This is a genomic window from Myxococcus sp. AB036A (assembly GCF_006547355.1).
Lineage (GTDB): Bacteria > Myxococcota > Myxococcia > Myxococcales > Myxococcaceae > Myxococcus > Myxococcus virescens.
In genome coordinates this window covers 44,063-56,326 of record NZ_VHLC01000026.1, presented here as the reverse complement: position 1 = coordinate 56,326, position 12,264 = coordinate 44,063, and the positions used below count along the sequence as shown (strand labels likewise).

The following is a 12,264-nucleotide window of genomic DNA, read 5'->3' as shown; positions in this document are numbered from 1 at the left end:
ACGTATTGAGACGAATCGACGCGAGGCAATCGCAACCTGCTCGCGCGGGAAGACGTTTCAGACCGGATTGAACGGCACGCCAGGGCGTTTGGAGTCTTGAAGAAATTGCCTACACTGCCAGCGTTCATCCCCATACCCCTGGAGTGTCATGCGTCGCATCATCGCCCTGCTTGCCGCGCTGAACCTGGTTGCATGTGCCCACGGTGGTGGCGCCGCGCCGGAAGCCGCCCCGGCCACGAAGCCCGCGGCGCCAAAGCCCGTCGCCACGCCCGAGGCGAAAGCAGCTGCCTCCGAGGCATCCGGACTGGCCATGAAGGGCGACAATGCGCGCGCCCTTCCCCTGTTCCGAATCGCTTGGGAAGGCGGGGTGCGCAGCAGGAACCTGGCCTACAACGCGGCCTGCGCGGCGTCCTTGCTGGCGGAGCGCGATGAGGCGCTGGTCTGGCTGGAGCGCGCCGTGGAGGAAGGCTTCGATGACGCGAAGCACCTCCAGAAGGACCCTGACCTGAGCAATGTCCGGAGCCTGCCCGGCTACGCGGCGCTGGAGCAGCGAGTCATCGCCGCCGAGGCGAAGCAGTACGAGGCCGCGGACCCTGTGCTGCGGGACGAGTTGCTCAAGCGCATGGAAGAGGACCAGGAGGCGCGCAGTGCCCTCATCGCCTCGAACTTCCAGGATGAGGCCGCCAAGGCGAAGATGAAGGACGTCGATGCGCGCAACACCACCTGGCTCAAGGGCGTCATCGCGAAGCATGGCTGGCCGGGAAGCGCGCTGGTGGGCCGGCGCGGTACCTTCGCCGCGTGGTTGCTGGTGCAGCACGCGGACCAGGATGTGGCCTTCCAGAGCGAGGTCCTTCCGCTGCTGGAGAAGGCCGTCGCGCGAGGGGAGGGCTCCGCGAAGGAACTCGCGTACCTCACGGACCGGGTGCTGGTGAATACCGGCAAGCCGCAGCGCTACGCCACCCAGTTGGAGGAGGTGGATGGAAAGACGGTGCCCAAGGCGCTGGAGGACCCCGAGAAGGTGAACGAGCGGCGCGCCGCCGTGGGGCTCGATACGCTGGAGGAGTACATCGCGGCCTTCGAGCGGATGAAGGCCGCGGCCACCCAGCAGAAGCCCTGAGCCGCGGGGGGCTGATGGCGGCCGTGCCGGGTGGCGCGGCCGCCAGGCGCTGCGTCATTCATCTGCTGCCCTGCAGCGCTTCGCGGGCACGAGACGCTTGCGCGCCAGTAACGGCAGCGCTGGACGGAGGTGGATGTCCGGCGCCCTCCCGCCCAGTCGCGTGTGGCTCGGCGGAAGGGTGCCGCTCGTGCGCCTGAGGCAGGCTTGCCGCGCGCGCGTCAGAGCGTGCGCATGAACGCGACCAGGTCCTTCTTCTCCTGCGCGTTGAGCCGGGTCTCCAGCACGAGGTTGAAGAACTCCACCGTGTCCTCCAGCGTCATGAGCCGCCCATCATGGAGATAGGGCGGAGAGTCCTTGATGCCTCGCAGGGGGAACGTCTTGATGGGGCCATCGGATCCCATCACCGCGCCGTTCACCAGCCGGGGCTTGTAGAAGCGCTCCGCCTGCAGGTTGTGCATCAGGTTGTCTGTGTAATACGGCGGGAGGTGGCACACGGCGCACTGCGCCTTGCCGAAGAAGAGCGTCTGTCCGCGCATCTCCTGCTGGGTGGCCTTCTTCGGGTCCAGCTTCCCGTCGAAGCGGAGCTTGGGGGCCGGCGGGAAGTCGAGGAGGGCCTGGACCTCCGCCATGAAGTGTACCTGGCTGCCCCGCTCGAGGATGTTGACCCCTTTCTTCGTCGCGATGACCGGGTCGCCATCGAAGTACGCCGCGCGCTGCTCGAACTCGGTGAAGTCCTCCACCGTCTTCAGGGCCCGCTGTGAGCCGAACAGGCGCTGGATGTTCACCCCGCGGAGCGTTGGCGTATCGATGCGGTGGCGGAACTCCTGGGGCCGGATGTCGCCCACCAGGTGCGTGGCGCCATTGGAGTGGCCGTTGACGTGACAGTCGAAGCAGCTCACTCCCCGGCTGGGCAGCTCGGAGCGGCGGTCGGCGGTCTGATTGAACTGCTGCTGGGGAAAGGGCGTGACGAGCAGCCGGAGGCCTTCCAGTTGCTTCGGATTCAGGATGCCGTTGAACAGCTCCTGGACGTTCATGATGGTCACCAGCTTCCCCTGCGAGACATCTCCCAGGTCCGGGCGCGTGGTGAGGAAGATGGGCGGCGGGAACTCCGGCAGCAGGTGGTCCGGTAGGTCGAAGTCGAGGTCGAACCGTGTGAGGTCCCTCGCTTCCTGCCGCTTGATTTCATCGATGTGGAACTTGGGGAAGACCATGCCGCCTTCCGGATGATTCGGGTGGGGCAATGGCATGAAGCCCGCGGGGAAGAGCCCCCTGTTTCGAATCGCCTCCGGGCTCATGGCGGCGAGGGACTCCCAGGTCACGCCCTGCGGGAGCTTCACCCGCACGCCTTCCTGGACGGCTTTCCCCCGGGACATGGTGACGCCCCGTGCCGGACGGTTTCCCAGGTCATACCGGTGTTCGAGGAGCTGCTGGTGGCGCGCGGTGATTTTGGGCTTCTCCGCCTTCATCCGCGCCATGACGTCAGCGAAGGGCTCCGTCTGGGCCACGGGCATGTAGCTGGTGCTGCCCCGCCGCTGCACTTCCTGGGCGTGGGACATGCCTGTGTCCATCATGAAAAGGCCCATGACTGCGACAGCGATGTGTGGGATTACCCCCTGTGGCTTCATGCAAGTCCTCCTTGGGTCTGGCTTCACCCGGAATGGTGTCCTGCTGTTCAGGCAAGGTATTCAATTGCGGCGAGTGTTTGTCCGAACCGAGGGCGAACCGTTGGCCAGTTCATACGTTGGCGCGGGTTCACGCCTGTGCAGCCGGGGGCCGCACGCGCGCGAAGCGGCGGCGGTCTCCGTCTCCGCTCACGGGATCGGGGGCGTTCGGGGGTGTGTCCTCGTCCTCCCTACCGGACAGGGGCCTCGTGTCCCTGGGCCGGCGGTGTGCACGGCGCGCGCACGGAGGCACGTCGTGCCAGGCAGAAGCGAGAGGCGCTCAGTGCCTGGACCATCACGTGTCCGGCGCGCGTCAGGTGCCGGGTGTCGCCCTGTCGCAGCACGTGGTCCTTCACGTCCCCTTCGCAGGTGAGCCACAGCAGGCCCTCCTGACATGTGGGCGTCAGGGGCCCTCCACCCTGAGTGCGCACGCTCCCTCAATCAGGAGCGCAGGAGGCGAGCGCGGGGCTTGAGGCAGCGGCCAGGAAGGAGCGGATGGGAGAGGACACCGCGAGTGGACTTTCGCAGAGTTGCTCAGGAGGACGTTCGACTTCGAGGTGTTCGCCTGCGTGAGGCGTGGAGGCAGGCTCAGGGGTCTTGGCGTACGTGAAGGGGCCCCCGGAGTGCGGGCAATTCAGGAGCACCTGGGCATGCCCACGGGATGTGCGAGGTGGGCCCCGGCACGAGGGCCAGCCCAGGCTGCGGGGGGGGCCTGCACCTGACCGCGCAACGTGTGCGCGGCCAGTGTGCCCTGACAGGGCTCCGTCCTACTTGCAGGCGGACTCGTCGGGGTGGTTGCCCCGGAGCTGCGTCAGGCCGTCGGTGCACGCGGCAGTGCAGACCCTGGCCGTCTCGTCGTTCTGCCAGCAGGAACCGTCGGCGCCGTAGGTCACTTCGGCGGTGGCCTCAATCTGGGGGGTCGTGGCCTTGATGCAGACCAGGTACTTCTTGCACTCGGCGCTCTGCTCCGAGTCATCGCTGCCACATGCCGTCAGTCCCAACACCGCAACCGCCAGGATCATCGACTTGAACAAGGTTCCTCCGAACCAAAGGGGGAACTGTCGTCTACCTGACGGTGTGGGGTGAGCTCAACCCTCCTTGGAGTCAGAATGACCCGCCGCAGAGGAGCCTCCGCCGACACATCATCCACTTCGAAGGCAGGCGCATTGCTCGGGGGCCAGGCCCGGGCGGTGAGCAGAGCGTCCGTGACGGGGCCTTGCTCACCGGAGGACACGAGGCTGCATCAGCCCACCGGAGTCCAGGTGGAAGAGACACCCGAGCCGGCGCTGGAGGTCTTCGCTCCAGGCCGGGGTGGTGAAGTTGGTGCTGGAGTAGGTAAGTCCTTCGCGGAGGTGGCGACGGACTTTGACCTCGCGGAGACGGCCTTCCGCCGGTGGGTGAGGCATGCCCGGACGCACCTGGCGGACTGTTGAGATTGTCCGCGGGGGAGTGACGCCCCGCGGTGTCGCGTGAGAGGAGAGCGGCATCGGACGATGCGATGCGCGGGACGCCGAAGTCGCAGACGACGATGTTCAGTCTGCGGACGCCGGGCGGGCGCGTGCCGAAGGAACACCCGTTGTGGCGGGCGAAGGACCGTATCCGTCCGGCCAACGACGTGCTGAGAGTCGTTGAGTGTCCTCGAGCGCCTCTCACCCTCTCTCCCCTCAACAGGGAGGCCCCATCCCTGTCATGCGCATGCGCTACCTCCCCGTGCTTCAGAGCTTGGCGTGCCACTCCTTCAGCAGCGCCGCTTCCTGCTCCCGTGTGATGCCGGCACGCAGCGCCGCCTGGCGCTCGGCCGGCTGGCTGCGGAACCACGCAAGCAGATCGGTCACCGTGGTGTCGAAGGGGCGGTAAGTGAGCCCGGCCGCCATCGCCCGGGCATTGCTGACCGCCCCGTAGCCCGCATAGGGCCCGCTCTTTGACGACACCCAGATCGGCAGCTCGACCTTCTTCTCCTCAAGGAATTCCGGCGACACATGCGTGTACGTCGGCTTCTTGCCCGTGACCCGCTCGCAGCCTTTCAGCATGGCCGTGGTGCTCAGTGGTTTCGCCGGGCCAACAGCGTTGAACGTGCCAAACGTGCCCGCTTCAGCAAGGCGGATCATCCATTCGCCCAGGTCGCGGCCGTCGATGATCTGCATCGGGTCGGAGCCATCGCCGGGCACGAGCATCTCGCCGCCCTGCGCCACGCGGTGCGGCCAGTAAGTGAAGCGATCGGTTTCGTCGCGCGGTCCGACGATGTAGCCGGGCCGGACGATGGTGACGCGCTTGCCGAACTGCTTGTGCGCTTCGGCCTCGCTCAACGCCTTGAGCGGGCCGTACAGGTGCTCGATGTCCGCTCTCAGTGAGTCCTGCGTTTCGGCCATCGCGTCCTTGCCCGCATACATCGCCAGCGGCGCGTCCTCGGTGATGCCCTGCTTGCTGCCGTCGGCATAGACGGAAATCGTCGAGATGAAGAGGTAATGCCCGACGTTGCCCTTGAGCACCTTGCCGGCATCGCGCACCCAGAACGGCAGGCTGGTGGGGTTGTCGATGCACACATCCCACTTGCGACCTTGCAGCGACTTGAGGTCGCCGGTATTGCGGTCTCCGAACAGCTGCTCGACCGCGCTCGGCCATTCTGGTGACGGGCGCTTGCCGCGGTTGAACAGCGTCACCTTGTGCCCGCGCGCCAGTGCGTAGTTGACCTGGAACGGTCCGGTGAAACCGGTGCCGCCGAGGATCAGGATGTTCAGCGGTTTCGCCGCGCGTTTGATGGGCTTGGACGGCTTTGCCCAACCCGGCAGGGCGGCGGAGGCAGCGGCGAGCGCACCGAACTTGAACAGGTCACGACGGGTGGTGGTCATCCAATGATTCCTGGTGAGTCGGCCGGAGTTCTCAGCGTATCCAAAACGGGATGCATGTGCGATGCGACACGGGGCCCGGAGCGGCCGGGAACCCGAACGGCCGCCCCCGGGGGGCGGCAACCGGCATCAGGGCTGCGGCGCCGCCGGCTGCATTGTCGTGCGGCAGTCCACGCGCAGCGTGTCCGACGACTCGCGCTACGAGTAGGCATGGCACTCGCGCGCGCCTTCACGGGTGACTGGGGTGCCAGTCGCTGGGCGTCACGTTGGTGGACACGGTGGGGAAGAAGGTCGCGTTCATCAAGGCGGCGGCGCGCGCAGCGGAGCGGCAACTGCGCGTCGTGTCCTCGCGGGCGTACCGGTTGCCGTTCTCCGGCGCCGAGCGCCAGGTGGCGGTGTTCGCGAAGGAGTAGGGCAGGGGAGGGCGGCCGTGTGCCCATCGCTTTGCTTCACGCCGGGGCGGCGAACTCGCCTGTCATCGAGGGCTCAGCCGAAGCGCACCGCTCCCAAGCTCAAGGCTGTGATCCGACCACGGATGTCATCGCAGTCCCCTGGGCGGGGCGCGTGCCCTATGCGACGGGGCGGCCCACCCTCGACATGCTCGGGCTCAACGACACGCACATCGCGCACCTTCCGTCGCTTCAGCGCGGAATCGACGTGAAGATGGACCCGGAATACGTCCTGGCTCGGCGTCCCAAGCTCATCCCGCCATGCGCGCCAGAGTTCGCCCGAATCATGGAGCAGCTCATCGCGCTGTTCGCCGAATCTGGAAGCGATGAGCCCCCATCCCGATGGTGCGCATCGGTGAGGCCACCGAGGCCGCGGCCGCGGCGCTCTGGCTCTGTTCGGATGCCGCATCCTTCGTCACCGGCCCGTCGTGCTGTCGCGCGCTTCGCGCTGATTCGTCAGTCGGAGGGTTCCGTCACCGCCTCCACCGGCGCCGGTTCCGTCTCGGTTTGATCGACCTCGCGCCACCATGGGTCGATTGACTGCACCTGGCGCGGCTCGATCGGCTGCCCGAGCCGAGGCATGACCAGCGGCGCATTCGTTGGGGCGAGCTTCACGAGCGTCTCCGCAGGTTCGTCCCAGGAATGGATTGCGAGATTGAACGTGCCCCAATGGACCGGCAGGAAGGCGCCACCGCCCAACAGGTCGTGCGCTTGCAACGCATTCTCCGGTCCGAGGTGAATATCTCCCCACGCCGGGTCCCACGCGCCGACCTCGAGCATGATGAGGTCGAACGGTCCCAGCCTCTGCCGGATCTCGACGTACTCCTGGGTCAGGCCCGTGTCGCCGCTGAAGAAGACGGCGTGATGCGGACCGCGCACCACAATCGACGACCACGCTGTCCGGTTCCTATCGGCCACGCTGCGACCCGACAAGTGCTGTGATGGTGCGGCGGTGAAGGTAAGGCCACCGACCTCCGCGGACTCCCACCAGTCGAGCTCGGTGATGCGCTCGGGAGGCACGCCCCACGCCTCCAGATGCGCACCCACGCCGAGTGAGGTGACGAACGGAACCCCGAGCGGGATGAGTTGAAGGATGGTCGGGTAGTCGAGGTGGTCGTAGTGGTCGTGCGAGATGACGACCGCGTGGAGCGGAGGAAGCTGACCGATTGTCACCGGCGCGGGGTGAAACCGCTTCGGCCCCGTGAAGGGAAGCGGGGAGATGCGCTCTCCCCACACCGGGTCAGTCAACACGCGCTTCCCATCGACCTCAAGCAGGACGGTGGAATGACCGAGCCACGTCGCGCGGAGCCCGCTCTGCACCGGGAGCAGCCACTGCTCGAGCGGATTGACGATGGGCAGCACGCCAGTCGGCACCCGCCGCTGACCGCCGCAGATGAACTCCTTCATCGTCGAGACAGCGGTGCCCTTCTTCAGCCCCTGAGTCACCAGGGATGTGTTGTGGAACATCCCATCCTTGAAGCGCGGTGACGCCTTCATGCGTTCGAGCCGGGCTCCCTGCGCCTTGCTTCCGAGTACCTGCATGCTCCGTCCCTCTCTCGCAGCGCCATGTTCGGTTGGTCGCCCACCCCTGCACCTGCCCAGGATTCGCTCACTGAGCTGAACGAAAGGTCCAGCCCACCGTCAGTGCCGCCCTCTTGGCGAGCATGACGAAGCGCCGGAATCTGGGCCCGAGGTCATCGAAGCCCGAGCCACACGCACTACGTCGAACCCAGCCTCATCAGGACTTCGGCAACGCCATCCGGGTGATGCGGGTCCTCGTTGCGCAGGGTGTGGAAGCCACACTTCTCGAGGACGCGGATCGACGCGAGGTTGTTGAGAGCGACCCACGCATGAAGTGGCCGGGTGGGCTCGAGCACGAGAAACTCGGAGAGGGCCCGAGTGGCGATGCCCTTGCCCCAATGCTCGCGACCCATCCAGTAGCCGACGAGGCGCATGGCATCCTGTTCCCAACTGCCGATGTGCCCAACGACCACACCGCCCATGACGATGGTGCGGGTGACGTTCTCAGGGCGGAGAACGTTTGTGCGCCAGTGGGTCATGAACGCATCGCGTTCCCGCGATGCAAATGCGGCCATGCGCTGCGCTTCTGGGTCGCGCTGGTGTTCGAAGAAGATGGGAAGGTCTTCATCCGTGACGTTGCGGAGGATCATCCTGGAAAAGCTCCGTCCAGTCTGTGCCGCGCGGTGTCCCTCTCAAGGGGACCGCGCGACCTCGAGGTTCGGGCCCACCGCTCCGCCCGCCCCGGCGCTCCAATCCTCTGGGAAGCGACGGACTTCGGGGCGAAGCAGGAAGGCTCAAGGGGAAGGCTGCAGCGCCTTGCGCTCCTTCGCGCAGGCCTGGAGCAGCTCCAACATGCTCATGCTTGTGCCGCCGATGTCGAACTTCTGCTCCTTGAAGTCGGGGTACCGGTTCTCGAGGATGCGCCCCTCCGCGATGCAATCGTTGAGCTGCGCGAGCGCCTCGCTCTTTCGCCCCTTGGAGAGGTGAGCCTTCGCCGCGTCGTAGGTCTTCCACTGGCCTTCCTGGAACCGGAGCTCCACGTCGCCCCGCTTCAGGGGCGCCTGCAGGGCATCGGCCTTCTGGGCACACTGGACCATCACGTCCTGGGGCCCGGTGGGGCCCCCGTCCACGAGCACGTCGACTGCGCAGGTCCGCGGAGGATGCCGCCGCCTTGCCCGCGACGTCCAGCGCCACACCGCTCCGGCCAACGGTGCCGGAGCGGCACACTGAGGCCACATAGGGGGACGGAGGAAAAAGAAAAGCCCAGCAACCCCTGAGGATTGCTGGGCTTTTCTAGCGAGGAGTACGGGACTTGAACCCGTGGCCTCCGGCGTGACAGGCCGGCGTTCTAACCAACTGAACTAACTCCCCAGATGGGGCTGCGAGCGGCAGGGCCAAAAACCGAGCCTCTCACTAAAAGGCGAAGGGCCCGGAACCTTGCGATTCCGGGCCCTTCTTGGTGGCGAGGAGTACGGGACTTGAACCCGTGGCCTCCGGCGTGACAGGCCGGCGTTCTAACCAACTGAACTAACTCCCCACATCGGTACGACAGTGGGCGGAACAGGGATTGAACCTGTGACCATCGCCTTGTAAGGGCGCCGCTCTACCGCTGAGCTATCCGCCCGTCAGGCGTCCGCCGCGCTTCGGTGAGGCGGGCTTTTATCGGCCTCATCCGACACTGTCAAGCATACGCTTCAGCAGGCCCGATCATTCCGCAAGGCCGCCCGGGCCCTGGTGGGCATCCGGGCGGCCAATGGACTGGCCATGTGGCTACGGGATGACCGTGCCGAGGTCCCCACCCTGGAAGCCGTTACCGGTGTTTCCGCTGCCGCCCCGGTCGTTCCGGTCGCCGTAGCAGAACGGCCCGCCGTTGAGCGAGTAGCGGTACGCGTAGGACGTCCCGACCGACACTCCCTCCGGCAGGCTTACGGAGTACTGGTCGTGTTCGCCGTTGCCCTCGTCACTGAGGTACGTGGCTGCCACCCACGTCCAACCTGAGATGCCTGGGTCGCTGCTCGCGGGGCCGTAGCCGAGCTCAGCGACGACGCCAGCACCCTGGCCGCTGCCGGGCGTGACCCCGTCCACGCGTAGTTGGCCGTAGACGATTCGCGGGTCACCCTCGGCGCCCGCCGCGATCTCGAAGGGCCACTGGAGGTTGCAGTAGCGAATCTCAGCGTGGTTGCCCACCGTGAGGGCGTGTTGCTGGCCCAGCGTGTACCCACCCACGTTGCTGCCGTCCTTGTCGCAGTACGTCCACGTGGTGCCGTCAGTGGTGTAGCGCAGGCTGACGGCGCGGTCGCCGGTGTAGGCCGGCGTCACGGTGGTGGAGAACTCATCCGTGTCCGCCTCACCGGCGGCCTCGCTGGTGTACTCCGCGGCCTTCCATGTGAACGCGTCCGCCTGGGTGGAAGCGTTGGTGTCCGCGGCGCCTACGCCCACCTGCACCTGGACGTTGGCGCCCGGGCCTTCGCCTGCGGTGACGCTCGGGATGTGCACCCGGCCCACCACGGTGACGATGTCGCCGCTGCCCACCGTCGTGCCGCTCACGTTCTGCAGGCGGCAGTAGCTGTCCGTCGGCTCGGGATCCGGGGCCTCGCTCACCGCCAGGCTGCCCGTCAGGTCCGCGTTGAATCCGTCCGGGCCGCTGCTGTTGCCGTCCGCGTCGCAGTAGAGGAACTCGCCGCCGTTCACCTGGAAGCGGTAGGCGAACCGGTAGCTGCCCACCACGCCCGGGTTGGGCAACGTGGCCTCGTACTCGTCGTTGTCCCAGAAGTCGCCCTTGAACTGGGCCGTCGTGGTCCAGTCCCACTGCGCGGACGTGGCCGGAGCCTCACCGGCGGGTCCCCAGCCGAGTTGGCCCACGATGGCCGCGACTTCGCCCGTGGTGGTGTTGGTGAGGCCCGCCACGTTGACGTACGCGATGATGACGTGGCTGGCCGCATCCCCGGTGGTGTACGCCAGCGACTGCGGCGTGTCGTTCCCATCCGGCCCCAGCTTGCAGTAGCCGATGACGCGCGGGATGACGGGCTGGCCCGTCACGTTGAGCGAGCCGAGTTGGTCCAGCTCGAAGTCCTGACCGCCGTCGTCCACGCCATTGCCGTCGCACACGCGGATGGCGCCGCCGTCGTGGTTGAAGCGCACCGCGTAGCGGTACTCGCCGTTGAGGGTCGGGTTGGGCAACGTGCCCTTCCACTGGTCGTTCACCTCGAAGTTGTCCTGGTCGAAGGTCAGCTGGGTCGACCAGTTCCACCGTGACGAGGTGCGCGGGTCCTCACCCACGGGACCCCAGCCGAGCTGGCCCTCCAGGCCTGGCCCTGCGCCTTCGCGGTCCGTCACGCCCGGCAGGTTGACCTGGGCGTACACCGTCTTCAGGCCCGACGTTTGTGTCGTCGTGTAGTTGATGGCCTCCGGCGCCGTCCGGTCGAGGCCAATCTTGCACCACGTCACCGCCGGCTTCGGCGCCTCGTCGCCCACGGTGAGCGTGCCCAGCTTGGACAGGCTGAAGGTCAGGTTGCCCTCGTCGCTGTCGTTGACGCCGTCCGCGTCGCAGAAGCGCCACACGTTCTCGCTGATGCTGAAGCGGAAGGCGATTCGCCAGGTGCCCACGGTGCCCGGGTTGGGCAGGTCGGCCTCCCACTCGTCGTTGTTGCCGTGGTCCGTCTTGTACGTGGCGTTCACCCACGTCCAGCCGCTGTCGCTGCGCGGGTCCGAGTCCGCCGGACCGTAGCCGAGCTGCGCCACCAGGCCCGAGCCCGCGCCACCGCCCTGGGTGATGCCCGCCGCGTACACCTGACCGGCCACCTTCACGTTCGGGGTGTCGCCCGGCCGGTAGAAGACGTTGACCGGCCCGGGGTTGTTGTCGGGGCCCAGCTTGCAGTAGTCCACGCGCGGCCGGGAGATGAACACCCGGCGCAGCATGTCCTCCGACACGCCGTTGGCGCTGCCATCGCCGTCCGCCATCACCCACGTGGCGCCGTTGTCGATGGAAAAGCGCATGGTGACGACCCACTCACGGCGCTCACCGCTGATGGTCGGCTGGAGCAGCACGGTGCCCTGATAGATGTCCGCCTCGCGGCTGCCCGAGTCACCCTCGTAGCTGGCCTCTTCCCAGGTGTAGCTGTCCGGGTTGAGCAGCTCCGCGTCCGCCAGGGCGAAGCCCACCTGCGCGCGGGTGCCGCCGCCCTGGCCGGTGCCACGGGTGATGCCGGCCACGGTGACGGCGCCGCGCACGGTGGTGCCCACCGGCTGGCCGTTGCTGACCGCGTCCACGTTGCCGTTGAGCACTTCGGCCTGTTCGATGTTCGCCACCGGCGCGCCTTCGAACGTGAAGCCGCCCACCAGGGTGCCGTGAGCGCTGTCCGGGTTCACCACGCGCACGTCCACCACGCCGGAGGTGGCGGTGGGGGTGTAGCCGTAGATGCGGTGGGTGTTGACCACCACCACCCGCAGGGCCTCCTGCTGGCCGAAGTAGAGCTTCGCGCCTTCCTTGAAGCCGGCGCCGTAGACGTTGATGAGGGTGTGGCCCGAGACGGGGCCGCCCGAGGGCTGGACCTCCCGCACGACGGGCGCGTTGTCGCTGGGAGCAGGTCCTCCGTCTGAGTCGCCATCACAAGCGACGACCAGCAGAGGCAGGACGAGGACGAGGGTACGGAGACAGCGAGACGACATCG

Annotated in this window: 11 protein-coding genes and 3 tRNA genes; 2 read left to right on the top strand and 12 right to left on the bottom strand. The window is 67.1% G+C overall.

Annotated elements, in window-relative coordinates; all coding sequences use genetic code 11:
- Positions 1-148 precede the first annotated feature (148 nt).
- On the top strand, positions 149-1,117 hold the full coding sequence (locus FL344_RS13550) for a DUF6624 domain-containing protein (protein ID WP_141618819.1): 969 nt from the start codon (positions 149-151) through the stop codon (positions 1,115-1,117).
- 218 nt (positions 1,118-1,335) lie between these two features.
- Here the strand turns inward: FL344_RS13550 and FL344_RS13545 are convergent, their stop codons facing one another.
- The 5 genes from FL344_RS13545 to FL344_RS13525 form a co-directional block, all read right to left on the bottom strand.
- Positions 1,336-2,688: a cytochrome B6 gene (locus FL344_RS13545; protein WP_228565014.1), complete on the bottom strand. Its 1,353-nt coding sequence runs from the start codon at positions 2,686-2,688 to the stop codon at positions 1,336-1,338.
- A gap of 281 nt (positions 2,689-2,969) precedes the next feature.
- A complete protein-coding gene (locus tag FL344_RS13540) occupies positions 2,970-3,209 on the bottom strand; it encodes a DUF2917 domain-containing protein (protein WP_141618817.1) in 240 nt (79 codons plus the stop codon).
- Between the two features lie 336 nt (positions 3,210-3,545).
- Positions 3,546-3,812, bottom strand: a complete 267-nt coding sequence (locus tag FL344_RS13535) for a hypothetical protein (protein ID WP_141618815.1) — start codon at positions 3,810-3,812, stop codon at positions 3,546-3,548.
- 186 nt (positions 3,813-3,998) lie between these two features.
- The gene (locus FL344_RS13530) at positions 3,999-4,184 is read right to left on the bottom strand and encodes a hypothetical protein (RefSeq protein ID WP_141618814.1); all 186 of its coding nucleotides are present in this window, start codon (positions 4,182-4,184) and stop codon (positions 3,999-4,001) included.
- 309 nt (positions 4,185-4,493) lie between these two features.
- A complete protein-coding gene (locus tag FL344_RS13525; protein WP_141618812.1) occupies positions 4,494-5,627 on the bottom strand; it encodes an NAD-dependent epimerase/dehydratase family protein in 1,134 nt (377 codons plus the stop codon).
- 275 nt (positions 5,628-5,902) lie between these two features.
- Here FL344_RS13525 and FL344_RS39735 point away from each other — a divergent pair, with 275 nt between their 5' ends.
- A complete protein-coding gene (locus tag FL344_RS39735; protein WP_255508193.1) occupies positions 5,903-6,037 on the top strand; it encodes a hypothetical protein in 135 nt (44 codons plus the stop codon).
- A gap of 492 nt (positions 6,038-6,529) precedes the next feature.
- On the opposite strand, the gene FL344_RS13515 is transcribed toward FL344_RS39735, so the two are convergent.
- The 7 genes from FL344_RS13515 to FL344_RS13485 form a co-directional block, all read right to left on the bottom strand.
- Positions 6,530-7,615, bottom strand: a complete 1,086-nt coding sequence (locus tag FL344_RS13515) for an MBL fold metallo-hydrolase (protein WP_141618811.1) — start codon at positions 7,613-7,615, stop codon at positions 6,530-6,532.
- A 176-nt stretch (positions 7,616-7,791) separates the two neighbouring features.
- Positions 7,792-8,244 (bottom strand): GNAT family N-acetyltransferase, encoded by a 453-nt coding sequence (locus tag FL344_RS13510; RefSeq protein WP_141590978.1) that lies wholly within the window; start codon positions 8,242-8,244, stop codon positions 7,792-7,794.
- 144 nt (positions 8,245-8,388) lie between these two features.
- On the bottom strand, positions 8,389-8,730 hold the full coding sequence (locus FL344_RS13505; protein ID WP_141618810.1) for a hypothetical protein: 342 nt from the start codon (positions 8,728-8,730) through the stop codon (positions 8,389-8,391).
- 161 nt (positions 8,731-8,891) lie between these two features.
- Positions 8,892-8,965 (bottom strand) — tRNA-Asp (locus tag FL344_RS13500).
- Positions 8,966-9,054: 89 nt separating this feature from the next.
- Positions 9,055-9,131: transfer RNA gene (locus tag FL344_RS13495), tRNA-Asp, on the bottom strand.
- 15 nt (positions 9,132-9,146) lie between these two features.
- Positions 9,147-9,218, bottom strand: a tRNA-Val gene (locus FL344_RS13490).
- 146 nt (positions 9,219-9,364) lie between these two features.
- On the bottom strand, positions 9,365-12,262 hold the full coding sequence (locus FL344_RS13485) for an IPT/TIG domain-containing protein (protein ID WP_228565013.1): 2,898 nt from the start codon (positions 12,260-12,262) through the stop codon (positions 9,365-9,367).
- Positions 12,263-12,264: the final 2 nt, after the last annotated feature.